At 61.5% G+C, this 26,036-nt stretch carries 25 protein-coding genes; 20 read left to right on the plus strand and 5 right to left on the minus strand.

Going from position 1 to position 26,036, the window contains the following annotated elements; all coding sequences use genetic code 11:
• Positions 1-301 precede the first annotated feature (301 nt).
• Positions 302-1,216 (minus strand): LysR substrate-binding domain-containing protein, encoded by a 915-nt coding sequence (locus ABD243_RS05835; protein ID WP_344363146.1) that lies wholly within the window; start codon positions 1,214-1,216, stop codon positions 302-304.
• Positions 1,217-1,506: 290 nt separating this feature from the next.
• Between ABD243_RS05835 and ABD243_RS05840 the strand changes: the two genes are divergently transcribed.
• The 5 genes from ABD243_RS05840 (at position 1,507) to ABD243_RS05860 (ending at position 6,354) form a co-directional block, all read left to right on the plus strand.
• Positions 1,507-2,655, plus strand: a complete 1,149-nt coding sequence (locus tag ABD243_RS05840; protein ID WP_344363148.1) for a cytochrome P450 — start codon at positions 1,507-1,509, stop codon at positions 2,653-2,655.
• Between the two features lie 28 nt (positions 2,656-2,683).
• On the plus strand, positions 2,684-3,007 hold the full coding sequence (locus tag ABD243_RS05845) for a 2Fe-2S iron-sulfur cluster-binding protein (RefSeq protein WP_344363150.1): 324 nt from the start codon (positions 2,684-2,686) through the stop codon (positions 3,005-3,007).
• A 15-nt stretch (positions 3,008-3,022) separates the two neighbouring features.
• On the plus strand, positions 3,023-3,952 hold the full coding sequence (locus ABD243_RS05850) for an NAD(P)/FAD-dependent oxidoreductase (RefSeq protein WP_344363152.1): 930 nt from the start codon (positions 3,023-3,025) through the stop codon (positions 3,950-3,952).
• Positions 3,953-4,010: 58 nt separating this feature from the next.
• The gene (locus tag ABD243_RS05855) at positions 4,011-4,259 is read left to right on the plus strand and encodes an oxidoreductase C-terminal domain-containing protein (RefSeq protein WP_344363154.1); all 249 of its coding nucleotides are present in this window, start codon (positions 4,011-4,013) and stop codon (positions 4,257-4,259) included.
• Positions 4,260-5,820: 1,561 nt separating this feature from the next.
• On the plus strand, positions 5,821-6,354 hold the full coding sequence (locus ABD243_RS05860; RefSeq protein WP_344363156.1) for a hypothetical protein: 534 nt from the start codon (positions 5,821-5,823) through the stop codon (positions 6,352-6,354).
• A gap of 15 nt (positions 6,355-6,369) precedes the next feature.
• Here ABD243_RS05860 and ABD243_RS05865 read toward each other — a convergent pair whose 3' ends face one another.
• On the minus strand, positions 6,370-7,623 hold the full coding sequence (locus ABD243_RS05865; RefSeq protein WP_344363159.1) for an ROK family transcriptional regulator: 1,254 nt from the start codon (positions 7,621-7,623) through the stop codon (positions 6,370-6,372).
• Positions 7,624-7,776: 153 nt separating this feature from the next.
• On the opposite strand from ABD243_RS05865, the gene ABD243_RS05870 reads away from it, so the two are divergent.
• The 15 genes from ABD243_RS05870 to ABD243_RS05940 all read left to right on the plus strand — a co-directional run bounded on the left by ABD243_RS05870 (position 7,777) and on the right by ABD243_RS05940 (position 22,693).
• Positions 7,777-9,255, plus strand: coding sequence for a sugar ABC transporter ATP-binding protein (locus tag ABD243_RS05870; protein WP_344363162.1), 1,479 nt, complete (start codon positions 7,777-7,779; stop codon positions 9,253-9,255).
• 2 nt (positions 9,256-9,257) lie between these two features.
• Entirely contained in the window at positions 9,258-10,367 is a 1,110-nt protein-coding gene (locus tag ABD243_RS05875) for an ABC transporter permease (protein WP_344363164.1), read from the plus strand.
• Between the two features lie 59 nt (positions 10,368-10,426).
• A complete protein-coding gene (locus ABD243_RS05880) occupies positions 10,427-11,485 on the plus strand; it encodes a substrate-binding domain-containing protein (RefSeq protein WP_344363167.1) in 1,059 nt (352 codons plus the stop codon).
• 26 nt (positions 11,486-11,511) lie between these two features.
• Positions 11,512-12,372, plus strand: coding sequence for a sugar phosphate isomerase/epimerase family protein (locus ABD243_RS05885; RefSeq protein WP_344363170.1), 861 nt, complete (start codon positions 11,512-11,514; stop codon positions 12,370-12,372).
• 13 nt (positions 12,373-12,385) lie between these two features.
• Positions 12,386-12,931 carry a gluconate 2-dehydrogenase subunit 3 family protein gene (locus ABD243_RS05890; RefSeq protein WP_344363172.1) on the plus strand — a complete coding sequence of 182 codons (546 nt, stop codon included), beginning with the start codon at positions 12,386-12,388 and terminating at the stop codon, positions 12,929-12,931.
• Positions 12,928-14,661, plus strand: a complete 1,734-nt coding sequence (locus ABD243_RS05895; protein WP_344363173.1) for a GMC family oxidoreductase — start codon at positions 12,928-12,930, stop codon at positions 14,659-14,661. Before ABD243_RS05890 ends, ABD243_RS05895 begins: the two co-directional genes overlap by 4 nt.
• Positions 14,546-15,508, plus strand: a complete 963-nt coding sequence (locus ABD243_RS05900; RefSeq protein WP_344363175.1) for a mycofactocin-coupled SDR family oxidoreductase — start codon at positions 14,546-14,548, stop codon at positions 15,506-15,508. Before ABD243_RS05895 ends, ABD243_RS05900 begins: the two co-directional genes overlap by 116 nt.
• 29 nt (positions 15,509-15,537) lie before the next feature.
• The gene (locus tag ABD243_RS05905) at positions 15,538-16,731 is read left to right on the plus strand and encodes a Gfo/Idh/MocA family protein (RefSeq protein ID WP_344363178.1); all 1,194 of its coding nucleotides are present in this window, start codon (positions 15,538-15,540) and stop codon (positions 16,729-16,731) included.
• 167 nt (positions 16,732-16,898) lie between these two features.
• Positions 16,899-17,486: a hypothetical protein gene (locus tag ABD243_RS05910; RefSeq protein WP_344363180.1), complete on the plus strand. Its 588-nt coding sequence runs from the start codon at positions 16,899-16,901 to the stop codon at positions 17,484-17,486.
• Positions 17,483-18,310, plus strand: coding sequence for an aldo/keto reductase (locus ABD243_RS05915; RefSeq protein WP_344363182.1), 828 nt, complete (start codon positions 17,483-17,485; stop codon positions 18,308-18,310). The genes ABD243_RS05910 and ABD243_RS05915 overlap by 4 nt, the downstream gene beginning before the upstream one ends.
• 178 nt (positions 18,311-18,488) lie before the next feature.
• The gene (locus ABD243_RS05920) at positions 18,489-18,635 is read left to right on the plus strand and encodes a hypothetical protein (RefSeq protein ID WP_344363184.1); all 147 of its coding nucleotides are present in this window, start codon (positions 18,489-18,491) and stop codon (positions 18,633-18,635) included.
• Between the two features lie 999 nt (positions 18,636-19,634).
• Positions 19,635-19,853, plus strand: coding sequence for a hypothetical protein (locus tag ABD243_RS05925; RefSeq protein WP_344363187.1), 219 nt, complete (start codon positions 19,635-19,637; stop codon positions 19,851-19,853).
• Between the two features lie 398 nt (positions 19,854-20,251).
• On the plus strand, positions 20,252-21,475 hold the full coding sequence (locus tag ABD243_RS05930; RefSeq protein WP_344363189.1) for a sensor domain-containing phosphodiesterase: 1,224 nt from the start codon (positions 20,252-20,254) through the stop codon (positions 21,473-21,475).
• A 66-nt stretch (positions 21,476-21,541) separates the two neighbouring features.
• A complete protein-coding gene (locus ABD243_RS05935) occupies positions 21,542-22,270 on the plus strand; it encodes a hypothetical protein (RefSeq protein ID WP_344363191.1) in 729 nt (242 codons plus the stop codon).
• A 120-nt stretch (positions 22,271-22,390) separates the two neighbouring features.
• Positions 22,391-22,693: a DUF4193 family protein gene (locus ABD243_RS05940; RefSeq protein WP_344363194.1), complete on the plus strand. Its 303-nt coding sequence runs from the start codon at positions 22,391-22,393 to the stop codon at positions 22,691-22,693.
• 188 nt (positions 22,694-22,881) lie between these two features.
• On the opposite strand, the gene ABD243_RS05945 is transcribed toward ABD243_RS05940, so the two are convergent.
• The 3 genes from ABD243_RS05945 to ABD243_RS05955 all read right to left on the minus strand — a co-directional run.
• Complete coding sequence (locus tag ABD243_RS05945) at positions 22,882-23,928, minus strand: helix-turn-helix domain-containing protein (protein WP_344363197.1); 1,047 nt, start codon at positions 23,926-23,928, stop codon at positions 22,882-22,884.
• Positions 23,929-24,026: 98 nt separating this feature from the next.
• Positions 24,027-25,232 (minus strand): ROK family protein, encoded by a 1,206-nt coding sequence (locus ABD243_RS05950; RefSeq protein WP_344363200.1) that lies wholly within the window; start codon positions 25,230-25,232, stop codon positions 24,027-24,029.
• A 4-nt stretch (positions 25,233-25,236) separates the two neighbouring features.
• Positions 25,237-26,036, minus strand: an 800-nt coding sequence (locus ABD243_RS05955; protein ID WP_344363202.1) for a sugar phosphate isomerase/epimerase family protein, incomplete at its 5' end; no start/stop codon positions are given.

Here is a 26,036-nt window from a genome sequence, read left to right on the forward strand (position 1 = left end):
ACCCTTCACCACGGACCGGCAGGCACCAGATGAGCGGCCCCGGAACCAAATCCCAGGAGCCGCTCATCTATGCCTCTTGACAACCAGAACTACATATCAGAACTCAGTGAAGAAGTGCCGTTCGGGGAATCTCGGGAGCGGTCCGCCTGGTAAGAGAGCGTTCGTGCTTCCGGAACCAGGTGGCCGTTAGCCATGCGTCGATTCGAGTGCCAGCACGTAACGCAGCCTGACCTAGGAGCAGACCGGCGAGCACTGTTGGGGCGCAGACCCTTGGTCTTGATTTTCTGGCACCCGGAGGTCGCTATTCGGGTTCAATGGCGTCCAGGACCTCGACTGCATATTGGATGACAGCCAGTGCCCGGGCAGTCAGCATCGTTTCTTTTGGCCAGACCGCAACGACGGAGGTCTGGCCGGCGCGGGGGCGAAGGTGCCGGGTCACGAGTCCCTTGCCCTCGCTGGAAACCGGGATCTGGTTGGGCCGCGACATCAGGAGGCTATAGCCGAGCCCCCGCCCGACCATGGCCCGGACAAGATCGATTTGCGGGACTATTGCCCCCACGTTTGGCTTGAGCCCACGCTGAGCGAACATCAACTGTGTATATTCCGTGCTTGGGGCCGTGTTGAGCATGATGAGTGGCTTGGTCGACAGATCCGCGAGATCCACGTCGTCTTCTTCAGCAAGTGAATCGTTGGCCCCCAGAACGGCCATGACTTCGGTCTTGTAGATGACCCTGCGCTCAACGTCCGCTGGCAAGCCAATGTCGTAGACGATGACTGTGTCCAGGGTTCCATCTTCAAGTGCCGGCAACAGGTCGGCGTGGTCTCCTACCGTGATGCTGATTTCGACTTTGGGGTGCAGGCTTGCCATGCCTTCAAGCACGGCGGGCAGGACGTTGCTTGCCAAGCCCGTATAGCAGCCCAACGAAACCGGCCCCTTCAGTTCGCCGCGGATCTCACCCAATCCGTCTGCCAGTGCACTAGCCTCTCGAAGCAGTTCCCTGGCCCGCTTCGCGAAGTGGCGCCCAGTCGGCGTCAGGTGCATGCCCCTGGCCTTCCTCCGGATGCACAGTTGTTCCCCCAACGCTGCCTCCAGCTCGCTGATGGCATGCGAGAGCGCGGATTCGGAGATGTGGAGCTGTTGTGCCGCGGATCCCAAGGTGGTGTGTTCCGGCAGCGCGGCGAAGAGTTCGAGCTGACGAAACGTGAATTTCGGCACGAATATCACTTCTCCTAAAGAATCGAAATACTTCCGCTGATATTCGCAGTTTACTAGAGAAAGGTTGCCTGTGACACTGATTACACAAGGAAGTGCCAGCAGGACCGGCTACACAACGACGTGCCAGTAGGAGTAAGACAACAATGACGACACAAGCCGGACAGTGCCCCTTCCGCGGGAACTCGGCGACCCGAAGCGATGACACGGCCTCAGTGCGCGGCAGTAGCGATCAAGCTCGTACCACCGCTTCGCAGGGCGCCGCCGACTACCCCGTGGCGGACTGGGTTGACGTGGCTGAACTTGGATCGGATCCCTACCCGACCTTTGCCCGGCTGCGGGCAGAGTCGCCGGTCGCCTGGGTTCCGCAGCTTAATAAGTTCCTCGTCACTAACTACGCCGGTTGCCACACGGTGGAACAGGATCAGGAGATCTTCAGCGCCAACGTCTCCGGCGCAACGATGACCCGGGCCATCGGCGCCCGGCCGATGCTCCGCAAGGATGATCCGGAGCACTCGGCAGACCGGGCACCGGTAAATCCTGTTCTTCGTCCCAAGTCCATCAAGGAAGTCTGGGGCCCGGTTTTTGAGCGCAACGCCGAAACCTACCTTGAGAAAGTCGCCGAGATCGGGCCGGAGGAGGCGGACCTGAACCGGGACTATGCCGCGCCCGTGGCCTCGCAAAACCTCATTGACCTGCTGGGGCTGAAGGATGTTTCGGTCGAGCAGGTACGCCGCTGGTCCCACGACTTCATCGCTGGCATGGGCAACGTCCTGGACGATCAGTCGATCTGGGACCGGTGTGACTCCTCGACCGCGGAAGCCGACCTCTTGCTCGAGGAGTTGATCCCCTACTACCGGCAGAAGCCGGATGCCTCGATGGTGTCCGCGTTCGCAAACAGCGGGCTGCCAACCTCGAACGTCACGGCCAACGTCAAGCTGACCATCTCCGGCGGAATGAACGAGCCCCAGCACATGGTCACCAACATGGTCTGGGCCCTCAGCAACCACGATGAACAGCGCGCGCAGGTCCTCGCCGACCCCTCGTTGTGGGCGACGGTGTTTGACGAAGCTGTCAGGTGGCAATCGCCGATCGGGATGTACCCGCGCGAAACGACGCGGGAAACCGTCCTCGAAGGGGTCCGGATCCCCGCCGGCGCCGGTATCGGCGTGGTCGTTGCATCCGCCAACCACGACGCCGCACACTTCGGAGACTCTGCAGCAGACTTTGATATCCACCGGCCAAAGCGCCCTCACCTAGCTTTCGGCAGCGGCGTCCACCTCTGCGCCGGGCACTGGGCCGCAAAGACCTCCATCGGTCAGATTGCTGTACCGATGGCCTACAAGCGCTTTCCAGGGCTGCGCGTAGACGAACGGCGGAATGAAAGCTGGGACGGCTGGGTCTTCCGCGGCCTGACCAGCCTGCCCGTCACCTGGAACTAAGAGCACCACCAAATACCAAGGAGCAACGATGCCTACCGTCACCTACACCCAGCCAAACGGCACCCAGCAAACCCTCCAGGTCCAGAGGGGGACAACACTGATGCGCGCCGCCGTTAGCAACGGCATCGAGGGCATTATCGGCGAATGCGGCGGGCAGGCCATGTGCGCCACATGCCACGTCTACGTACGGCCGGAATATGCCGAGGCGCTGCCCGAGATCAGCGACGCCGAAGACGAAATGCTCGACTGCGCCACCGCGGAGCGGATGGACAGCTCACGTCTGGCCTGCCAGATCAAAATCGACGCAGAACTGTCAGAGATTGTCGTCGACATCCCTGCCGGCCAACTCTAGAAGCGGGGCCAAGACATGAGCGTTGTCATCATTGGCGGCGGACAGGCCGGCCTGCAGGTCGCCGATACCTTGAGGACCGAGGGGTACGAAGGCACGATCCACGTGATCGCAGAGGAATCCGGACTGCCCTACCAGCGCCCGCCGCTGTCCAAGGACTACCTGGCCCCGGCCCAGGAGCCGGATCCCTTGCCACTACGCGGCGCGTCTTTTTTTGAGGACAAGAGCGTCACACTCCATGAAGGCGTCCAGGCACTCGCCATCGACCGGGCGAAACGGAAGGTCAAGCTCACCGAAGGTTCACTCGACTACGACCACCTCGTCTTCGCGACCGGCGCCCGAAACAGGATGCTGAACTGCCCGGGCGCATCCCTGCCCGGCATCCATGGACTGAGAACCCTGATAGATGCAGAGGCGCTGCACGCGGCGCTGCCCACCGCCCGCAACATCGTCATCATCGGTGCCGGATTCATCGGACTGGAATTCGCCGCCGCCGCCCTGGCCCACGGATGCGACGTGACCGTACTGGAATTCGCGCTTCGCCCGATGGGACGTGCCCTGACCCCCGTCATGGGTGAGTGGTTCGCAGCCGCCCACCGCTCACAAGGCGTCGACCTGCGACTTGGCGAAGGCATTGACCGCTTCGAGCCCGGCGCGGACGACCGTGTCGGAGCCGCAGTGTCCACCACAGGGGCTTCCTATCCTGCTGATCTGGTCCTCGTAGGCATCGGCGTGCAGCCCAACGACACCCTGGCCTCGGACGCTGGCCTCGAAACCAGCAACGGCATCGTTGTCGATGAAACGCTGCGCACAGCGGACCCTGCCGTTCTGGCGATTGGCGACTGCGCTAGTTTTCCTAGCGCACGCCCAAGTCCGTCTGCGTCTGGAGTCGGTCCAGAATGCCACCGATCAGGCCCGTCATGCCGCACGCACGATCCTAGGGGCTGAACACCCCTACACGGAGCTGCCTTGGTTCTGGTCCACACAGGGCCCATACCGGCTGCAGATGGTAGGGCTCGCACGATCCGATGATGACATGCTGGTCCTGGGTGATCAGGCGGCAGCAAAGTTCTCCGTCCTCTGCTTCAGGGACGGCGTCCTCACGGCTGTGGAATCGGTCAACGTGCCCGCGGACCATATGGCTGCCCGCAAACTACTCGCCGCCGGCACGGGCATCACCCGCGACCAGGCAGAAACCGAGGGGTTCACCCTGAAGGCCGCTGCCAGCACCCCATTAGTCCCAGTAGTCGCCTGACACGGATTACCCGTCACCGCCCAACAAATCTCCCGTGATCATGGTGATCATCCTGATTTCAAGGGAGACGGATTTTGTCAGCACAAAGAAGAGCGCAGCCCTGCGATGTGGGTGCCGCTGGTGGCCGCAATGAGTTGAACTGGCTGATTTCCGGGTGTGTACGAAGTACACACTCTAGGCTTCGGACTGCGTCGTATGTGGGTCGGATCGGGCCGGATTCCGCATGTTTCCTGGGGACCCCAGTGTTTGCGGGGGAGGGAATGCAGTTCGAGTCCCACCTCGGGCACGTGTTTTCCCTGTTCAGGGGCCTGTGGGCCTCTGAGTGTGTACGAATCTCCCTTTATGGGCCCCTGCGGGGCCCATTTTTGTTGGCGGCCGTTGCGGTCTGGCGGCTCTTTCTCGTGACTTGGACAGCGGTGTTGCTGTGTACTCCTTCATGGCCGGGTGCGCTTGGAACTGCATGACTAGCGGTGACTTGGGATAAAGTCCCCCTGGTCATTCCCGTCGGCAGCCGATTCTTGGGAAACTCTCGTCATGTACTCAAGCATCGGGTGGGGACCGGTGTCAGCCTCAGAAGTCGTCTGCACGGGATGTCCGAAGTCGTTTTCACCCGGACCAGCCCGGGTCCACGCCATCGTCGGGATCAACAAGGTTAGGCGGCCCGTCGGGCGAAGGAGCCTGAATTCCCGTCCGGACTGAACCAGGCTGCGGGCGCTGTGGAGCCGGCCTTAGAGAACCTTGGAGTGCAAGCCGGAGCGGTCCCGCCCAAGGCGCTCAGCGGCCCAGTTGCATTCTCGCCGCAGGAACGTGCCCGCGCCATGCGTAATGTCGAGAAGGGTCGAGAGGGGTCATTTCGCGACCACGGAGGACAAGGCCGATAGGTCAGGCACAGCCTTCCTTTTTGAGGCGATCACAGGGCGTTTGAGGCCATCACAGGGCGCCCTCAAAGTCAACCACGGCCTAGCGGCTGACGAACCGTCAATTTGGGCGATGAGTTTTGCGAGGGCTGCCTGCCTATCGGCAGCGAACTCTTGGTTGGCACCTGCACAGTTGGTCGCACTGGGGGCGCCCACCGTCCCTAGTGAGTCACAGTGGCTGAGCTGATAGGGCTCCTGGGCGGTCAGGTTCCCCTGGGACCGATCTTCAACGCTGAGGACATCTTCCACGATCCACACTTCGCCTCCCGGGAATGCTACCGACAGTCGAGCACCCCGGCACGGGCGGGCAGACGACCGTCGCGGGCCCTGTCGCAAAGCTGACACGCACGCCGGCATCCGTGCACTCCCGAGCTACGGAGTAGAGGACTTCGCCGACCTCGACGCTGCCGGCGCCACCCTGCTGGCCACCACCATCACACGACGGTAGGCAGACGATATGAAAATCACCAGCATCGAACCTGTCCCTGTCTCCACCCCGCTGAAGCGCGCATTCCACATGCCGGGTACGGAATTTACCCACATCCATAGCGTCCTTCTCAAGATCTTCAGTGAAGACGGCTACGTAAGAATCGGCGACGCCGACGAAACCAACCTGGTACCGCTGAGAGACCCAGGATTCCATCATGGCGATGATCGGTCAGTACATCGCCCCACAGTTATTCATCGCCCAGGACCCCCTGAACATTGAGAAGATTGTGGGCCAGATGGATACCTTCGTCCGCGACAACAATCAGTCAAAGGCCCTCGTGGGCTTTGCCCTGCACGACCTCAAGGGCAAAGTTCCCAACGTACCCGTATACCAGCTGCTCGGGGGGAAGAATGCCGAAGCGTCAGAACAAGGCTGGGTTGCCGGTGCAGGCGCCGAAGAGGAGATGGCAGGCGAGGCCAGGCGCGCGCTGGATGCCGGTTTCTCCCTCATCAAGATCAAGAGCCGAGCCAACGCGAGAAAGACGTGCGGAACGTTGCCAGCGGCTGGCTTCGCCTACCCGACTGGCTTTGCAGTGTGGCCGTCGAAGGTGCTGTCGGATACGGGCAACCTGTGGCGTGGAGCTTTCCACTCGGGCGAGCGTGCGGTCTTCCTTCATAATCATTCCCGGTCCGTGGCTGCCTGGAGAAACCGTCTGCGCCCATTGGGACCTCAGGAATCACCACGATGATTGGGGAGGCGCCAGCTAAAGTCCAAGCGGCTGCATCGTCGAGTCCGCGGGCCGTGTGTGGTAAGCGATCCCGCGCGGGGACAGCACTTGTTCGATGCCGGAGATCATTCCCCCTATGAGGCCGGCGTCGTTTCCGAGCTCGCTGTGCACCAGTGAGAGATTGCGGGTGGCAAGTGGCTGGGCCTGTTGGTAAACAACGCTTCTAATTTGGGCAAGGACGTCTTCCGTACACTGCGTAATCGCACCCGCCAACACGATGCGGGCCGGGTTGCAGAAATTGACCAGGTCCGCAACTGCCTGCCCGACTATTGTGGCGCTTTCTCGCACCACGCTCACAGTCGTGGGATCCCCCCGTACGAGCAGATCGATGAGTGCTCCTTCGCTCACTTGCGTATTGCGGAGTCTTGAGACCCGTTCCGCCATAGCGCCGAGCGATGCAACTGCTTCGAGGCATCCGTGGTTTCCGCAGCGACAGAGCGAATCCCGCATGTCGGAGACCTTATTGTGCCCGATGTCGGCGGCTGCGCCATCGGCCCCATGCAGCAGAAGCCCGCTCTCGCTGACGAACCCACCGCCTATGCCTGTGCCGATGCTGATCATCAGTAAGGGCAGGAACTGTCCGCGGTAGGAGCGAGCTTCTCCTAGGGCCATTAGATTTACGTCGTTGTCGACGATGACGTCGCAGCCGAAGCGTTGAGCAAAGTAGCCGCAGACGCCGACTCCATCCCAGCCGGGCATGAGCGGAGGGCGGACGGCCATACCAAGTTTGGCATCGACGGGGCCCGGCAGCCCGATGGAAATGACGAGGGCATCCTTCCCGGTCAGCGCGTTATTGGCGAGCATCGATTCGAACGCCTTATGGATAGCACCCAGATGCTGGTCCGGACCGTCGTCGACGGACATGGAGAGCTCATCCCTTGCGACAATCTGCTTGTCCAGCGTTGTGACCGCCAGTCTCGTCGTCCGGGTGGACACGTCCGCAACCAGGATGACACCCTTGCCTGCACTGACCCTGAACGCCTGCGCCGGACGCCCTCTGCTGCTTTGGGGTCCAAGGCCAGCGTCTTCAATCAGATCGTGATCGAGCAGGACACTGAGGTGATTTTCGACGGTGGACCGGGCCAGCCCTGTCGCTTTCACGAGGTCCGTGCGAGTGGTGTCGCTGCCGTCCGCGATGAGCCGCGCGACAACACTTCGTGCGACTACTGCGTCAGGAGCCAGATTTTGTTCCTGATGCAGTAGCCCGACTTCCGTCCACAGCGAACCCATGATGCTCCTTGCATTCGATGGCCATATTTATGTAGAAAAAATAATAAATCAGGCACATTTTTCTTGTTGAGTAGCTCTCTTAGAGTAACTGCATTGGCTAATTCAGCGGTAGACACAGAAGTCTACGGAGGCCAGCGATGCATGGAGGCATAAATGGGAGCCCGTCTCGAGGTGAAAAACCTTTCCAAGCACTTCCTTGGGGTTCAGGCGTTGGAGGATGTCAGCTTCGAACTCCACCCCGGTCAGGTACTGGCGTTGATCGGAGAAAACGGGGCCGGAAAGTCGACGCTTATCCGGATCTTGTCCGGAGCGCACCAGCCGGATTCCGGCGAGGTCACCATCAACGGCAGACCGGTTCAGATTCACGGCCCCAAGGACTCCGAAGCCCACGGGATCGCCACGGTCTATCAGGAGTTGAATCTTTTCCCGGACCTCACAGTGGCGGAAAACCTGGTGTTCGGGGCATACCCCCGCAAGGGCGTAATCGACTGGAAGGCCGCTAAGCGCGAAGCGCGGGATTTTCTGGGAGGCCTTGGACTGAACGTCGACGTCGACCGTAAGGTGCGTCAGTTGAGCGTGGCGGAAAAGCAGATGCTTGAGATTGCCAAGTCGCTGCACCGCAATGCCCAGGTTCTGATTCTGGATGAGCCGACCGCAGTGCTCGGGGGCGACGATGTGGATCATCTGCTGCAGCTGATCCATGGGCTAAAGGAACGCGGCGTTAGCATCATCTTCGTGTCTCACCGGTTGGAAGAGGTCTTCGACCTAGCCGACCGCTACATCGTCCTGAAGGACGGAAGGCTGACCGGGGCCGGAAAGATCTCAGAGACCGATCACGACGACCTCGTTTCCAAGATGGTGGGCAGAAACTTCACCCGAGGGGTGCGCGAGGTTTCGGCAGTACTCGGAGCGACGGCTCTAGAGGTCAACAAACTTTCCCGCGAAGGAGTATTGAACGACATCTCCTTCCATGTCCGGTCCGGAGAGGTCGTGGGGGTCGCAGGCCTGCGGGGCGCAGGACGTACGGAACTGGCCAGGGCTATCTACGGAGCCGACCCCTACACAAGCGGTGAAGTCCTCGTCAACGGCCGCAGGCTCAAAGGGGGAAGGCCGCTTGAGGCCATCGACGCCGGAATCGGCTTGGTCCCGGAAGAGCGTAAAACCCAAGGCCTGTTTACGGCGTTGTCGACGGCCATGAATATCCCCCTTGTCAGCATGCTCAAGAATCGCAGGACCGGAGTCTCCCCAGGCCGGGACCGGAAGCTGGCCCGGAGTTACGTGGAGAAACTTCGCATCAAACTCGCAGACGTTGCTTCCCCCGTTGCCACACTGTCAGGCGGAAATCAGCAGAAAGTCGTTCTCGCGAAGTGGCTGGAGGCGGGGGTGGACGTGCTGATCCTCGATGAGCCAACCCGCGGCATCGATATAGGGGCGAAGCAGGAAATCTACGAACTGATCCACGAACTGTGCCGCCAAGGCCTGGCCATCATCGTGATCTCCTCGGAACTGCCCGAGGTCCTGGCGCTCAGCAACCGCATTCTCGTGATGTATCACGGCGAGGTCGCGGCCGAGCTCGAAGGCGCAACAGCTACCGAAGAACAAATCATGTTTTACGCCGTTGGAGGTAAATAGTAGTGTCAACCCAAACGCGACCGGGAACCGGGCTCAACAGGCTGTCCCTGAAACTGCGCAATAACTGGCTGTCGATCCTCATCCTGTTGGTCGTAGTGGCCGCTGTAGCGGTGATGGTGCCTTCCTTCTTCCAGCCCAGCAACATGCTCAACGTCGGGCGCCAGTCCGCCATCGTCGGGATAATTGCTGTCGGGATGACATTCGTCATCCTCACTGGCGGCATCGACCTCTCGGTAGGTTCCATCCTTGCTTTGTCCGGCGTCACGACAGCAATGCTGATAAACAATGGGCTGATCGTTCCGCTGGCCATCATCGCCGGCATACTCGTCGGAGTAGCAGCTGGCATTGTGAATGGAATTGGCGTTGCAGTCCTCAAGGTGCAGCCGTTCATCATGACACTGGCCACGATGGTCGCTATCCAGGGCCTTTCGCTGCGCTTCACGGATGGGGGCCCGAAACAGTTCTCGAACCGCGAACCGTTCTTCAACTTCATCGGAAGCGGGAGCTTCCTCGGCATCCCGGGGCCCTTCATTGTTTTCCTGCTGATCGCGATCGCCGGCATTCTTGTCCTGCGCTACCTTGCCTTCGGACGATACATCTACGCCATCGGCGGCAGCATGGAAGCCGCACGGCTCTCAGGCGTCCGGACCACCCGCACGATTGTGCTCGCCTACTCCATCAGCGGCCTTTGTGCAGGCCTGGCCGGCGTCATGACCGCGGCCCGCCTGGGTGTCGGGGACCCGACGGCCGGCAGCCTGTCCAACCTCGATGCCATTACCGCCGTCGTGATCGGCGGGACCAGCTTGATGGGTGGCATCGGCGGCGCCGTAGGAACAGTCTTCGGCGCCATCCTGCTGGCCATACTTTCCAACGTAATGAATCTCCTCGGGATATCACCCTTCGACCAGCAGATCGTCAAGGGTGCCGTCATCGTAATCGCCGTCCTCGTTGCAGCAAAAGCAACCGTCCGGCGATTCAAAGAGCGACGCACAGATGCCCCCAAGGCAGCGACCAGCCAACACGCGACCATCATGGTCGCCCCGGCAAGTGAGTCAACACCCCGGCACGACGAACACCCTTCGACGTTGGTCGAACGCACCCCGTTCAACTGAGCAAAACCCCCAACCGCCACAAGACCTTTAACCACCAACCTGAAAGTGAGAATGCAGTGATGCACGCCTCAAAGCGCCACACACGGTCTGTTCTTGGCATGGCCACCGTGGGCCTCGCCGTTGCCCTGTTTGCCTCCGCCTGTACCGCACCGGCCGGTGCCACGTCGTCGAACGAAACAGTCGGCAACAAACTGGCACCAAGTATCTACTGCGGGGATACCTGCAAAACCCAGCTCGAACTAAAGGCCGATCCGGCCGGAGTCAATTGCAAAGTCGGCGTCTCCTGGAGCAGTGCCTCCTTCCCTTACGGAGCGAAGTCAACCCAACAGATTCCTGAATTCGCGAAAGCCTTCTTCCCGAACATGAACGTCACAGTCAGCGACGGACGCGGAGATGCGACCAACCAGTCCAACCAGGTCTCAGAAATGATCGCCCAAGGCATCAAGGTCCTCATCCTCTCGCCCCAGGACGCCAACGCCCTCGCCGGAGTTGCGAAACAGGCCACCGCCGCCGGCATCAAGGTAATCGCCGCCGACCGCCAGGTTAACGCAGACGTTTCCACCTACATTGGCTCCGACAACGCCGAAGCCGGCCTTGTCGACGGGAAGGCCGTAGCCGCGGCTCTCGGCGGAACCGGAAGCGTCGTAGAACTGTCCGGAAGTCTCGGAGCCTCGCCGACGATCGCCCGTGCCGAAGGATTCCGCAAGGGCCTGGAAGGGTCGAAGGTGGAGATCATCGCGTCCCAGACAGCCAACTACGACCGGGCCACGGGCCTGAAGGTCATGGAAGACCTCCTGCAGCGTTTCGGCGTCGGCAAGATCCAGGCCGTGTACGCCCACAACGACCAAATGGCCTTCGGTGCCATCCAGGCAATCAAGGAAGCAGGGCGCCAAGGCGAAATCAAGGTCTTTGGCATCGACGGCGAGGCTGAAGCCCTGGACCTCGTCAAGGACGGAAGCTACGCGGCCACCGTAGGCTACCCGCTCGTGGTCAAGGAATCGGTCATCGCCGCCGCCAAGCTCTGCTCCGGCGAGCCCGTCGATGCCCGCATCAAGCTCGACTCCACCCTCATCGATGGGAAGAACGTCGACCAGTACGTCGGCAAGGCCCCCCAGTAGACCCCCATCAAGTCAAAAGGAAAATCATGAAAATCTCTTACAACACCTGGGCCTACTCGAGCTTCTTTGTCTGGGTCCCCTCCTACACCCTCGAGGAGACCATCAAACGGATCGCCAAACTGGGCTACGACGGCATCGAGATCGGCGGTGCAGCCCCGCACGCCTACCCGGCCTACCTTGGAGCCGAACGGCGGGCCCAGATCAAAGACCTCCTCGACGAACACGGCCTGTCGCTTTCCAGCATGCTGCCTGCCCCTTCGGGCGGACCCGGAAACAACCCTGCGTCGCCGTACATCGAGGAACGCCGCGCCACCATCGAGCACTACGTCGAGCTGGCCGAACTCACCGCCCAGTGGGGCGGCAAGACCTTGATCTACCTGCCCGGCTGGATGATCTTCGGCACCAGCCGCAGGCAGGCCTGGGCATGGACCCGTGAATGCCTCACCGAGATCGCCGACCGGATCGCGCACACGGGCGTCACCCTGGTCATTGAGCCCACCTCGCACGACACAAACCTCTGTGAAAGCGCCGACGACGCCATCGAACTGATGGAAGACGTCAACCGGGACAACGTCAAACTCATGTTCGACACCTTCCACGTCATGTACCGCCGCGAGGTCAACACGGACTACGTCTACAAGATGGGCGACAACCTGAAGCACATCCACATCTCTGACAACGACCGGCTGCCTCCGGGCAAGGGCATCGGTGACTGGCCGGCCTTGGTCGACGCCATGCTGGACATCAAGTTTGATGGGTACCTGACGATGGAAACCGGCTTCCACCAGCGCGGGATTGAGCCGGACGAGGACGCGCGGTCAGGCATCGACTTCCTACGCCCGCTCGTGGAGGAACGCAAGAAGCTGCGCCTGGGCGCGCAGGTATAGGAGGGCGACGTAGATGGCGTCGAAGTTTGTGCTCGACTTTCCCCTGATGTTCCTCAACCGCGAGGAAGCAGCAGTGATTGACGCCCTTGTGGGCCAGATCATCCCGTCCGAGCCCGGCTCGCCGGGGGCCAGCGAGGCAGGAGTAACGGAATACATCGATAAGGCTCTGGCCGGATTCCTCCGGGAGCTGCAGTCCCTGTACCGCAGCGGTCTGATCGCATTGGCGGAGTTCACGGCGGGCATTACCGAGGGACGGTTCCACGAACTGGCCGACGGGCAGCAGGAAGAGATCGTCCGCCAGCTGGCTGAGCTGAGCGAAAGGGATCCTTCGGACTTTGCAGGCCAGTTCTTCCGCATCGTCCGCGAACACACGGTGCAGGGATTCTTCGGCGACCCGGCCTACGGCGGAAACCGGGAGCTGGTCGGCTGGGAACTGGTCGGTTTTCCCGGGGCCCAGTGGGGGTACACGGCCGAGCAGATGGCTCCGGACTTCGACACCCGGACCATTCCGATGCTGACCATCAAGGATCTTTACTCCCGTATTGGAGGAGCACAATGAGCGAGAACTTCGACGCCATCATCGTAGGCATGGGGTCCACAGGTGGAATCCTGGCCGAGCAACTGACCAAAGCCGGCCTGAAGGTGCTTGGCCTGGACAAGGGCCAGGACTACACCGAGGAAGATTTCGCCATCAAGCAGGACGAAATCAGGTACTACCAGCGGGGCGCCATCGTCGCGGGCGTGAACGTGGACCCGGTGACCTGGCGTGCCTCCGACAGCGAGACGGCCCGCGTCCTTCCGTGGTCCGCCGGTGCCTTGGGCAACGATGAGCCCCTGTACGGCCTGCCGTCCATTGGAACCGGTGGCGGGACCCTGCACTGGGGCGCCGCCGCCTACAGGTTCCGGGAAGCCGACTTCCGGATGAAGAGCGCCATCGCTGAACGTTTCGGCGCCCAGGCGCTGCCGGAGGGCTCCACACTGGCGGACTGGCCCATCAGCTACGCTGACCTGGAGCCGTACTACGACCGGGTGGAATACGAGCAGGGCATCTCCGGGCTGGGCAACACCGGCGGGGTGATCCCCGAGGGCGGTAACCCGTTCGAACCGCCGCGCAGCAGGGACTACCCGATGCCGCCGGTCACGCAGGGACCCGGGGACGTACCCTTCGTCGCGGCGACCAAGCGGCTGGGCCTGCACCCTTTCCGCCAGCCGCTGGCCATCAATTCGCAGGAATACAAGGGGCGCCCCGCTTGCGTGAACTGCGGCTTCTGCCACGGCTACCCGTGCCACGTCAAGGCTAAGTCCACCACGCAGGTCACGTCGGTGCCGGCCGCCAAGGCCACCGGCAACCTGGACCTCCGGCCCCTGAGCCGGGTTCTGCGGATCAACCGGACCGCCGACGGCAAGCGCGCCACCGGCGTGAGCTACCTCGACAGCACAGGCGTGTACCGGGAGGCGACTGCCGACACGGTCATCCTCACGGCCTATTCCCTGGAGAACGTCCGTCTGCTGCTGCTCTCGGACATCAATAGCAACGGTCAGGTGGGCCAGCACTTCATGACCCACAACTTCGGCTGGTTCACTTCCATCCTTCCCGAGCTGACCAACCCGTTCCTGGGCACGTTCAACGCCTCCAGCGCGGTGGATGACTTTACGTCCGAACTTGTCCCGGACAATGATCTGGGAGTCCTCTGGGGATCTCCCATCATCAGCGTCGTCGGGGACCTTCAGCCCATCGAGGCCTACCACAACATGGATCCCCGGACCCACAAGTGGGGCCTGAACCTCAAGCACTGGCTGCGGGACAACTACACGCACATGCACCGTATGTACTCCCAGACCACGAACTTCCCGTACGCGCGCCATTATGCCGACCTGGATCCGACCATCAAGGACCGCTGGGGCCAGCCGGCGCTGCGCATCACCCATGACTGGGATGATCACGACGCGAATTCGGTCACGCTGATGGGCCGCTACAAGGAGAAAATCGCCCGCGAGATGGGGGCGAAGGATTACTGGATGGATTCGCCCCGGCCCCCTTATCACCTCTCAACGCACGACGTCGGGGTTCACCGGATGGGCGAGGATCCCGCCAGGTCTGTGACAGACATCTATGGCCAGGTCCACGAGTGCGAGGGGTTGTACGCCATTGGCGGCGGCCAGTTCGTCAGCTATGGCGGCTACAACCCGAACCAGACCATCCAGGCGTTGGCGTACTTCAGCGCGGAACACCTGCTCAAGAAGCTGGGCGTGGACGGCGCGGACACGGGGCTCCTCCGTGCATCATGACCTCTCCGCCGGGCCCGTGGATCCGTCCGCTCCGCCCAGGTTCGCCGGCAAGGTGGCGTTTGTCACGGGCGGGGCACGCGGGCAGGGCCGGAGCCATGCTCTGCGCTTGGCACGTGAGGGGGCCGATATCGCCCTGGTGGATCTAGGATCCGCGGGCCAGGTGAACGATCCGGATTACAACACCGCCACCAGCGCGGACCTGAAACAGACCCGGGAAGACGTCCTCGCTCTAGGCCGGCGTTGCGTGTCCTTCGAAGTAGACGTGCGCGACTATGACCGTCTTGCCTGGGCGGCGGGAGACACCGCCGCCCGGCTAGGCGGGCTCGATTTTGTCATTGCCAACGCTGGCATCACTGACGGGTTCCACCGCACGTGGGAGTTGCCCGTCGAGAACTGGCAAACGATGATCGACATCAATCTCACGGGAGTCTTCTACACCTGCAAGGCGACCGTGCCGCATCTGATCGAGCGCGGAGCGGGTTCGGCCCTGGTGCTGATCAGCTCCGGGGTTGGCCTGAAGGCAGTCCCGCAGCTGGCCCACTACGTCGCCGCGAAGATGGCCCTGCGAGGCTTGAGCACTTCACTGGCCCAGGAGCTGGGGGAATACGGCATCCGCTGCAACACCGTCCTTCCCGGGGGCATCAACACGGAGATGACGACGGCGATGGTGGAACTAAACCATATCCCCCGGGAACAACTGTTGGCGGGCTTCCGCGCCGGGCAGTTGATCAACACCGATCTGGAAGTCGCGGATACCACCGCGGCCGTCCTGTGGCTGCTGTCCGACGAAGCACGCCTGGTCACCGGTCTGGAAATGACCGTGGACGCTGGCGAGAGCAAGAAATAACCACTCATAACATCAGAAAGGGGCACGCTGTGTCATCTTCAAAGGTCCTCAAAGTCGGCATCGTCGGCCTGGAATTCGGCGCCGAATTCATCCCCATTTATCAGCAGCACCCGAACGCTGAAATGTACGCGATCTGCCAGCGCACCGAATCCAAATTGAACGAGGTCGGGGACCAGTACGGCGTCGAGGTCAGATACACCGACTACGACAAAATGCTGGCCGATCCCAACATCGACGTCATCCACATCAACACTCCTCTCCAGCTGCACGCCGATCAGGTGGTCGCAGCCCTGGAAGCCGGAAAGCATGTCGGCTGCACCATACCTATGGCCACTTCCGTGGAGGACTGCAAGCGCATTGTCGACGCCCAACAGCGGACCGGGCTGACGTACATGATGATGGAGACCACCCTCTACAGCAGGGAATTCCTTTACCTCCAGGAGCTCTACCGGACGGGAGCCCTCGGGAAAGTCCAGTTCCTTCGCGCCTCCCACCATCAGGACATGACAGGCTGGCCATCCTACTGGGATGGCATGCCACCCATGTATAACGGCACTCACGCCATCGGACCCACCCTTGGGCTAGGCGGAAACCAAGCCGAGTACGTCCAGTGCCTGGGTTCGGGCAGCGTCTTCGACCGGATGAAGGCTCAATACGGTTCTCCGTTTGCCATCGAATCCACGCACATCAAATTCCTTAATAGCGATACCGGCGCAGAAGTGACAAGGCATCTTTGGGCCGTGGCTCGCGAATACCGCGAAAGTTTTGACGTATACGGGTCCATCCGCTCTTTCGAATGGGCGCAGACAGAAGACGCAGCCCACGTTCTCTACCTCGGCGAAAAGCCCGAACATATCACGGTCCCCGACTTCGCCGACCGTCTCCCCGAACCGATTCGACATTTCACAACAGCCGGGGTATATACGGCCGGGGGCGAATCGGAACACCGCTCCTTCGTTCAGGGAGGAGGCCACGGAGGCTCTCACCCCCATCTGGCCGACCGTCTGCTGCAAGCTGTCCTTGGCGAGGCAGCTGCATTCCCGAACGCCGTCCAGGCCGCGAACATCACGTGCTCCGGCATCCTCTCCCACGAATCTGCGATGCGCGGCGGGGAACGCGTGTTTCTTCCCGAGTGGACTCTAACGGACGCTAAGCCAATCGTTGTCGAACTTGACCAGGACGTCCGACCCCCGTGGGCTAAGGAATACGCGTTGACCCTCTAGCGGGGGAGCGCTCCGTGCCGCCGGCCGATTCTGAGGACAATGCGCCTTTTCTTCGGAGCTGCCGGCGGTCGCGTGTTCACGATTCGACGGAAGGTGCTGGCCGCGGTCGGTATCAATCCGACTGCTTTGAACGGGTGCCACCTCGCCGGCACGACAGGAGAAAAGTAATGATGAATCTGCCCAGCAAGGCGGTGATTCCGAAGCCTGTGACAGGCAGCGAATTCCACGTGGGGGAGCACGGTCCTGAGCGCCGCCACCCCTCATGGGCAGGACTGAACGAACACACTCCTGAAGTAAATGTACGGGCAGCGAAGTTCGGTCCCATTCCGGTGTGCATGGAGCTGAATCTGAGCGGAATGGCCACGCTCAGGCACCACGTGGAAAATCTGTTGTCGCTGTGGTGCTCCGCCGCAGATGCCGGTGACTGCGGTCTGCTCCGCGAGCTACTCGGAGTCGCTTCCCCATGTATGGATAACGAATGCTTCACACCTGGTTCAGCAGGCATGTCGGAATTTCCCTTTCAGTATCCGCAGGGACCGGACAAGTCCACGCGGGTATTTTCGAATCTCCGTGTATGGCGCGATAGCGATTTTGGATACTACTCCGCAACTGTCCAGACATGGACGCTTGGTTCGGAGTTGGTCTGCACTGACTTCAGTTCCTGCGAAGGCCGCCTCAAGGCCGGACCGCAGGTGTGGAGATGGGACCAACACCGAGTAAGAACCATTGGAGAACCCCAGGAGGTTCCGTTTTGACCAAACAGCTGCCGCGGCTGCACCAGAATAACGGGCAAACCATTCCTCAAATTGGACTGGGCGTCGACGGCACCGGAAACGAGGTGGCGGCCGCAACAATCGAGAGCGCACTGGGACTCGGCTACCGCAGCATCGATACCGCTGCGTTCTACGCAAACGAGCCGGGAGTCGGCGAGGGGATCCGACGCTCGGGTGTGCCTCGCGACGAAGTCCACGTCACGACGAAAATCTGGGGTGATAGCCACGGCTCCGAAACTGCAGTAGCGGCATTTGAACGGAGCCTGGCCGCTCTCGGTCTGGACTACGTCGATCTTTACCTGATTCACTGGCCTCATCCACAGCAAGACAGGTACGTGGAGACATGGCAGACGTTGGAAAAGATTCTTGCTGAAGGACGGGCTAAATCGATTGGAGTGTCAAACTTCCAACCACACCACCTATCCCGCCTCTTCACGGAGACCTCCGTCAGGCCCGTCGTCAACCAGATTGAAGTACACCCCGGCTTCCAAAACGAGCGACTGCGTCAGTTCAACGCCGAGCACAACGTGCTCACTCAGGCCTGGTCACCTCTCGGTCGAGGCACAGTTCTCGGAAACGCCAAGCTCGAGGCGATCGCACGGAAGCATTCCAGAAGCCTGGTCCAGGTGGTCCTTCGATGGCATGTGGAAATCGGCAACGTAGTGATTCCGAAATCCGTTACTCCCGCCAGGATCAAAGAGAACATCGATATCTTTGATTTCCAGCTAGATGCCAATGACCACGCCGTGATCCGATCCCTTGAAAGCGGGAGACGGACCGGCGACGACCCAGACGACTTCGGCTAGGGAGTTCAACACACATACAAACATGGTGCACAGTCGCACCGCCGCGACAAGCTACCCAGAGTGCGGGGCCCTCTTTTCACCTCAAACTCTTCGGCGGCCGCCGGTACGTGGGAGTGAGTGAGGAACCAGTGGCAGCTCTTGAGCGCACCACAATCGAAAACACAAGGAGGATAGACCCGTGAGAACCACCATTGACCTCCCAATCGCAGTCAGTGTGACCGACCGTGCCAGCATGGAACGCCAGCTCGACCAAGCCGTGACCATCGCCAAGACGCAGGCGATGGTCGAAGGGCGCCAAGGCATTCTTGTCACGCGGTACGACTAAAGCTCCTTCACGGTCGACCTAAGTGAGACCGTGCCCTTCGGGCTGACCCGCGAACATCAGGACTGGTAAAGCAACCGCGGCGGTGCTGGTCCTCAACGCCGACAAGCGGAGGCACCGATTTACGCCAACTACTGGTGGGGCGGCGTATTCGAGACCGGCGAACGCCACTGCTTCACTTGCTGGAGTAGCCTCGGAGGCCATGCGCCGTCGGCCGGTTCTCGGTGATCGCTGGGTTCGAGTGGTTATGGGCGAAGGGCGGGGCGGACGACGCTCTCGTGGCGTGATCGTGTTTGCTGTCATGCCTCGCGCCGTAGTCGCGTAGTACTCCGAGGTTCAGCAGCATTTCGCGGGGCTCGCTGCGCTCGTCGATGACGTGCTCCGGCCAGCACCATAACGAACCATTGGAATCCTGATCTGCGCCAGCAATAACGACCACCCCGTCCTACGAGATCCTGCCCGCCGAGGTTCGAAAAGAACTCCCCAACGCGGACCCGCTCACGCGGCACTGGACTGAGCCGACGGACCGAAGGGGGATAGACCGGCCGTCGACCGTGGATAACTCTGAGTCATCCGCCTCGGCTCCGTGGCGAGCTGTCAGGCGACCGACCAGTCTGCGACCAGAATCCCTAAGTGGCAGGGACCAGAGGCCCCGGACTCGGAAGACTTCCCTGAGATCGAGTCCAGAGCACAGGGACGCACACCGACCCCAGACTCGGTTGACGAGACTCCTGCACGAAGTGATCGGTCCGGTATCAAAGAATGCACACTTTGGAACACAGCCGCACTTCTTTGCACGACCAACAACCGTAGGATTTTTGAAAGCGGTCACACAGCTTTCGACGGGGCAACTCCGGCCGGAAGGGTTGGGCCGTTCGTGCCGCCGAGGGCCGTCCCGCGACCCATAAAGACATTTCCGTGCCGCATGCGTGGCTCCGGTCCGGGGGGATGCCGGCCGCGAGAGCGAACTGCATATGAGTGCTATCAGAACAGGAACGACCCATGATCACCGTCGCCACCGGGCCTAATTATCACGTCACAGCAGACGAGCCCCAGTTGATCGCCGAACGCGTCGATGCCGCTGAGAAATTTGCTCGAGAAAGGGCCCTCAGGGAAGGCAAACACGGAATTCTCGTGACGCGCCATGGACCGACCTCGTTCACAGTAAATCTGAGCCCGGACGTTCCCTACGGAATCACTCAGGAACGCGATCTCGCCTAAGACCGAGACAGTGTCGTCAAGAACGATGTCCGGCCAGCCCGATCCTGGACATTCCCTGCCGCGTCACGGCTGCCGTAGGCCGACATCTGCCGATGCTGACCTACTACCGAATCGAGCACGGAAGAAGAAGAAGAAGACTCGCATGTCACCAGACGCGATACATCAGCGCAGTGCCCTCAAGACCGATGCAGCGGCATAACCCGTTCTTGGGACCATCACTTTGTCGACGCCCGACGATCACGTCTCCAGCGTCGACTGACAACGGCCAACCTCGGACAACACCGGGCGGTCGATGGTTGCTGGCCGTTCTGTCCCTCGAGTTCGTATCAACGCTGTCAATACTCCTGCCTCCCCAGTTTGGTCTTGAGCCGTGGAGCGGCCGTGAGGTCCCCACCAGAGTGTCCGCCCTCGCCTCCATCCTGCTCCTTCCGGTCGGCCTTCATGCCGCCTGGCGCCTTATTCGGCAACAGCACCGCGATCGGATCGAAGCGTCAACTACCGCCAGCCTCATGGACACAGTCCTGAGCACAACCCGTGAATGGCTGTGGGCAGTAGGAGCAGACGGTCGGTTCACCTTCTCCAGCCGCGCAAGTCGGGAACTATTAGGCTATGAGCCCTCCGAACTGGTGGGACGCCCGTGCAGTCTCATCATCGACCTTGCTGAACTCAAGACCGCCCGGAAACCAGATGCACGTGCGGGCCGCGAAGGGCTGTTGCTTTCCGCCCGCCAACGGGGTGGGCGGAGCCTGAACGTCGAGGTCGTCGGCCGCCGCCGATCCGACACGGACGGCCGAGTATCAGGATTCGAGGGAATCGCGCGGCCGCGGGACGTCTCCACGGCCCAGAGCCCGGCGAACCCGGAAATCACAGCCCGCCTCGATCGCCTGTTCGCCACCCGGGCACTGATCACGGCGTTTCAGCCCATCTCTCATTTGGGAACCGGCGAGATTGTCGGCGCCGAAGCGCTCACTCGCTTCGTCAGCTCTCCCTTCAGGTCTCCAGATCAATGGTTCGCCGAGGCGGATTCAATCGGACGTGGCCTCGAACTCGAATTCCTTGCCCTGGAAACGGCGATGCTCGCCGCAGCGGATCTTCCTGCCCACGTCTATATCGCCGTCAATCTCTCCCCATCGGCATGCCTTGACCCGAGGCTAAGTGACATCGTGAGGAATTCCGGTCTGAAACCCGGGCGAATCGTCGTGGAGCTGACCGAGCGCTCAGCCGTAGCTGACTACGCCCGTCTCGCAGCAGCTCTGGCCCCACTTAGAAGCGCTGGCCTACGCATAGCTATCGACGACGTCGGCGCCGGGTTCTCGTCCATGCGCCACATCCTTAGGCTCGGCCCAGAACTGATCAAACTTGACCGGACAATCGTGGCGGGAATCGACAACAGTCCCAAGCAGAGAGCCCTGTGCGCGGCGATGGTTAGTTTCTCCTCACAAATTGGGGCAAGGCTGGTCGCCGAGGGAATCGAAACCCATGCAGAACTGGCCACAGTTGCCGAGCTGGGCCTGAACACCGGGCAAGGCTACCTTTTGGGGCGACCATCTGTGCTTCCGGCGGACTGGTCCCATTGGAGACAGCGGAACCGGTCGTCAACGAGTGGAAATGACGATACCTAGGGCCGATCCCTCGGAGTCGGCCAGTCTGCCGACCAATGTTCCCACGACTATACGGAAAGTATTCAGATGACATCAGCTCCCGAAACCGTCCTTTGGACGATGCTTACAGGTGCAGACGCCGCCCGGGACCACATCCGCGGTGCTGCGGTTGAATCAGGTTTCAGGGCTACGTCCTTCGATGAGGACAGTATTAATATCGAGATACCATTTTCCCTCCTCAAGCGACGCCGAGCCGCGAGGCTTACCGCTACCGTACGGCCGTCCGCGCGTGGGGCAGAGGTAGCCTGGACAGCAGATTCCGGCCCGCTCAACCACGATCATCTGGCCAGCATCGAGGACAAGCTGCCCGAGGGTGTCATGTATTACCACGGGCTTGAGGACGCCGCGTTGAGGGCAGGACTCTCCTTGGGAGGACCAACCACGTTACGTGTCATCGTTCGCGCGCTGGCTCGAGACGAAACCGTCCGAGCTATCGGGATGGGGCACATGAATGAATCTGCCGGATACATCGTCCTCACGACCAGGCGCCTTCTCGTCATCGAAGCGTCCGGCCTCGGCTCGCGAACACTCCTTGATGCCCCGCACGGATCCATCGAAGCACTGTCGCTGGGGAAGAGGATCACCGGAGAGATCCTCCGGGTCGCCCTGTCCGCAGGCCCGATCGTAATTTCACGGCTCGGCCATGGGGAAGGCCACGGCATCGTCAAAATCTACAGGGAAGAAAGGAAGGAGCGGGCCCGCTTCGTACCCTCCTCCGTGGGGCACAGTGTGGCCCCGGGCCCCCGAAATCCATGACGGCAGAGTCCAGAGTCCCCTTCGATTGGACGCTGGTCCGGCGAACGTGCCGCATGTGCCGCGGGGCGGGCCCGTGTTTCCACCCGGGCAGATACGAACGACAGAAAGAGAACTACGTAAGTGGTAACCGACTACGACGAAGTACGCTCCGACCTCAAGGACGCACAGAACGGTTTCCTCGAAGCCTTCCAATCCGCGAGCACCCTGGCTGCACGCCGCATCGTCCGTGAACCGGATGAGGCCGACGCCATGGCCGACGCCATCGTCGCTGGCTGGGAATTTGTCGCCGAGGAACTGATCGTACAGATTGTCCCTCAGGCCGATGACGAGTTCACCTGCTACTCCTGCTTTCTGGTCCGGCACCGTTCCCAAATCTTCCGCAAAACGAACGGCCGCGCTTACTGCTTGGAATGCGAAGGCTAGACATTTGGGTGGGGAGCGCCAGACACCCGACGGGCCGTCAAATGAACGCCCCAGGTTGTGGATGGCGCTGGGCGCGGGTAAGCCGGAGCAAACGGGTCGTGGTGGAAGCATCAGATATCGCGGCAGAAGGGAAGACCGGCGAAAGCGTGGCACGGACTACTTGCCAGGCGAGACGCTGTCCGACCGGTCTACAGTTCGGTCAGTTTTCTCAGTTCGGCGGATCGAATCCGCAGAAGTTCCGGTTTCTCCTGCGCGTCCCTAAGCGAGAGACCCGTAGATTCCCTAATGGCACGTCGCATGGCTTGCAGGCTTGTGAACCCGCTGGCGCCCGCTATGTCCGTCAGAGAGCGTTTCCAAGCGGTTGCTTCGGCGAGGAGCTCGAGGGCTTCCAAGGTCCGCAGGGCGCGGATGTGTCCGCTCACCTGGAGCCCTTCATCTTCGAAGAGGTAGTAAAGGGCGCGGCGTGAAAGAAATGAGTAGGCCACGACCTCGTCAACAGTGAGGGCAGGGTTTCTGAAGTTCTTGCGCACGAACTTCTTGATCGCTGCGATGCGGGCCAGCTTAAGGTCGCCGGGATCGGCCGGGGTCTCGAGCAACGAACTGACCAGGGCCGTCATCATCGACCGGACGACCGGTTGGAGACGCTGCATCTCCTGCGCTAGGCCCGTCCTCTGCCAGCCGGACAAGGCTGGAAGAATCAGCCCACACATGATCGGGTTTTCTCTGATGTCGGCCAACCCCTGCAGCCGTTTAACTGATCTGTCGTCCAAGCCCAGCAGCCTTCGGTCGAAATGCACCCGCACCGCGCTTAAGCCGGCTGGCGCATAGAAGTTGCCCGGCAAAGAAAGATCAAAGAACCTGACTGTACCGGGAGAGACGGCCTCGGAGCGCCCCGAGAAGCTGAACTTGTCACACGAAGTCCTGAAATACACGAGCCAGTCGCTGGGCTTCGGAACCCCGTTCCAGTAGCAACTGGCGGGTTCATTCGTGACATCAACAAGGCTGAACCCGGGACCGTCCAGGCTCAGTGCGGTTGGATTGAAACCCGGTCGCACTAGCTTTTCGGTTTTTTCCAACCGCGCAGGAGCATCAATGGCGCTGCCGTACCAGCTGCGCCAATGTTCGAATTTATCTTCGGGGCTCAACCCGGCTGGAACACTGTAGCGTCTGATCTGGTCCTGCGGTGCCCTGTCCGGACCGGCGGCAACGACGTTGCCGCGAGATATGTTTTCCATGGGCTTGGGACCTTCTGGCTAATCCGAGATTCAATGTGCCGCGTCGCTGCAACAGAGAGAGTGATCGAGTTGTACGGGTCGTCGATCGCCAATAGATTCTATCCGCGGCCGGTCAGCAGGTGCGCCCGCTGATGGTCGGTAGACTTGCGCGGTGCTGGCCAACAGATCCTTTGTCCGCTGAGGCTGGGCGGAGCCGACAGCAAGCGGTTCACTGGTTCCACCGCCAGTCCGGCGTCCATGGCTCGAAGTGCAATCCCGGTAGCGGCAGATCTGTTCCTGGAACTCGCCAAGACCAGATTCTCTGTCACGGCGGGTGCGCCGCCGGCGTACACTGCTTCCTTCAATCCGATCAGCAGCAAGTCAGTGGCACCCCGCCACCGGGTTCTGACAGTGATGAGCTCAGGTCGAAGGAGGGCGATGCTCCCTAAGAGGGTGTCACCTATGTGCCGACCTGCCTGTCGCAGGACACTGACTGCAGCCGCATCGGCCCGCCGGACTGCGTCGCTGATCGCGTCCGGTTTGTCTTTAGCGTCCGACCTCAGGCTCGCAATTATTGCCCCTTCTCCTGCGATGGACTGCAGACAATTAGTAATGCCGCAGGCGCAGGCCAGCACCGACGTGCTCTTCGCCGACGTGCCCTTCACGGGCGTGTGCCCCAAAGCCCCCTTGGACGTCCTGAGAACCCCCAGCGTCCTACCGTGAACGAGCACGGCACAGTCAATGGTCTTGCCCACGTCCAGGAAGAGCATGATTTGCGGACGGGGGGTTCGCGACAAGGCCTCGGCTGTTGCCATCGCCCCCAGCGCGGAGTCGACGACGACCGGGCGGCCACCAAAATATTCAGGCCATTCCAGATCCGGCGCATCTTCATCCAGGGCAACGCCCGTCGCTACGAGCTGGACGGGAATGGGGTCTCTGGAATTCAGGTGTGAAGACGCCGCAGCCAGGCAGGAATCCAAGATAGCCGCAGACCCGCCACGGCCGGTTTCCACGCGCTTCGCAGCAGACAACGGCTGCCCCGACAGGTCGAAGGCCTGCACCTTTGCCTCGCGGGCCCCGAGCAGGACGCTCATGACCACTCCGCCGTTCGGCATGAGGCGATACTGAGCGGATGGCCGGCCACCCGTCGAGGGCGCCTCCTTGGTGAGTCCGATGAGTCCCAGCGACGCTAAGGTTCTCATCTTGTCTGTTGCGGCGGCGCGCGAAAGGCCTGTCAGGGCTGAAAGTCGGGCCCGGGTCAACGGTGGAGAGCCACGAAAATGCTGGAAGACCTCTCCCGCAGAAACGCGAGGGGGAATGGTCATGACTTTAGTCCTTGGTGCTGAAGGCGGCGTCGAAGGAGGTGTTCGAGGCCGGGAAGTCGAACTTCTTGAGGGCGGCGAGGGCTTCGGGGGCGCCGTGGAGCCGGTCCATGCCGGCGTCCTCCCACTCGACGGAGATGGGGCCGTCGTAGCCGATCGCGGTCAGGGCGCGGAAGGACGATTCCCAGGGCACGTCCCCGCGGCCGGCGGAGACGAAGTCCCAGCCGCGGCGCGGGTCGCCCCAGGGCAGGTGCGAGCCCATCACGGTGTTCCGGCCGGTGGGGCGCAGCTTCGTGTCCTTGCAGTCCACGTGGTAGATCCGGTCCTTGAAGTCCCAGATGAAGGAGACGGGGTCGATGCCCTGCCACATGAAGTGGGACGGGTCCCAGTTGAGGCCGAAGGCCGGGCGGTGGCCGATCGCCTCGAGGGTACGGACGGTGGTCCAGTAGTCGTAGGCGATCTCGGAGGGGTGGACCTCGTGGGCGAAGCGGACCCCGCAGTCGTCGAAGACGTCCAGGATGGGGTTCCAGCGGTCGGCGAAGTCCTGGTAGCCGGCCTCGATCACCTTTTCCGGCACGGGCGGGAACATCGCGACGTACTGCCAGATGGAGGATCCGGTGAACCCGACGACGGTGTCCACGCCGAGGGCCTTGGCGAGCCGGGCGGTGTGTTTCATTTCCTCCGCGGCGCGGGTGCGGACGCCTTCGGGCTCGCCGTCGCCCCACACGCGCGCCCCGACGATGGCCTCGTGCCGGAAGTCGATCGGGTCATCGCACACGGCCTGGCCCTTGAGGTGGTTGGAGATGG

Source organism: Arthrobacter humicola, assembly GCF_039531445.1.
In the GTDB taxonomy this organism is placed as follows: domain Bacteria; phylum Actinomycetota; class Actinomycetes; order Actinomycetales; family Micrococcaceae; genus Arthrobacter; species Arthrobacter humicola.

What these genes read in the sequence shown, in the direction of transcription:
- ABD243_RS05935 (WP_344363191.1), top strand. Translation starts at nt 21,542, where the DNA reads ATGACATCAGCTCCCGAAACCGTCCTTTGGACGATGCTTACAGGTGCA.
- ABD243_RS05865 (WP_344363159.1), bottom strand. Translation starts at nt 7,623, where the DNA reads ATGGGTTCGCTGTGGACGGAAGTCGGGCTACTGCATCAGGAACAAAAT.
- ABD243_RS05895 (WP_344363173.1), top strand. Translation starts at nt 12,928, where the DNA reads ATGAGCGAGAACTTCGACGCCATCATCGTAGGCATGGGGTCCACAGGT.
- ABD243_RS05860 (WP_344363156.1), top strand. Translation starts at nt 5,821, where the DNA reads ATGGCGATGATCGGTCAGTACATCGCCCCACAGTTATTCATCGCCCAG.
- ABD243_RS05845 (WP_344363150.1), top strand. Translation starts at nt 2,684, where the DNA reads ATGCCTACCGTCACCTACACCCAGCCAAACGGCACCCAGCAAACCCTC.
- ABD243_RS05945 (WP_344363197.1), bottom strand. Translation starts at nt 23,928, where the DNA reads ATGGAAAACATATCTCGCGGCAACGTCGTTGCCGCCGGTCCGGACAGG.
- ABD243_RS05870 (WP_344363162.1), top strand. Translation starts at nt 7,777, where the DNA reads ATGGGAGCCCGTCTCGAGGTGAAAAACCTTTCCAAGCACTTCCTTGGG.
- ABD243_RS05925 (WP_344363187.1), top strand. Translation starts at nt 19,635, where the DNA reads ATGATCACCGTCGCCACCGGGCCTAATTATCACGTCACAGCAGACGAG.
- ABD243_RS05890 (WP_344363172.1), top strand. Translation starts at nt 12,386, where the DNA reads ATGGCGTCGAAGTTTGTGCTCGACTTTCCCCTGATGTTCCTCAACCGC.
- ABD243_RS05910 (WP_344363180.1), top strand. Translation starts at nt 16,899, where the DNA reads ATGATGAATCTGCCCAGCAAGGCGGTGATTCCGAAGCCTGTGACAGGC.
- ABD243_RS05880 (WP_344363167.1), top strand. Translation starts at nt 10,427, where the DNA reads ATGCACGCCTCAAAGCGCCACACACGGTCTGTTCTTGGCATGGCCACC.
- ABD243_RS05855 (WP_344363154.1), top strand. Translation starts at nt 4,011, where the DNA reads ATGGTAGGGCTCGCACGATCCGATGATGACATGCTGGTCCTGGGTGAT.
- ABD243_RS05900 (WP_344363175.1), top strand. Translation starts at nt 14,546, where the DNA reads ATGGCGGCTACAACCCGAACCAGACCATCCAGGCGTTGGCGTACTTCA.
- ABD243_RS05850 (WP_344363152.1), top strand. Translation starts at nt 3,023, where the DNA reads ATGAGCGTTGTCATCATTGGCGGCGGACAGGCCGGCCTGCAGGTCGCC.
- ABD243_RS05950 (WP_344363200.1), bottom strand. Translation starts at nt 25,232, where the DNA reads ATGACCATTCCCCCTCGCGTTTCTGCGGGAGAGGTCTTCCAGCATTTT.
- ABD243_RS05885 (WP_344363170.1), top strand. Translation starts at nt 11,512, where the DNA reads ATGAAAATCTCTTACAACACCTGGGCCTACTCGAGCTTCTTTGTCTGG.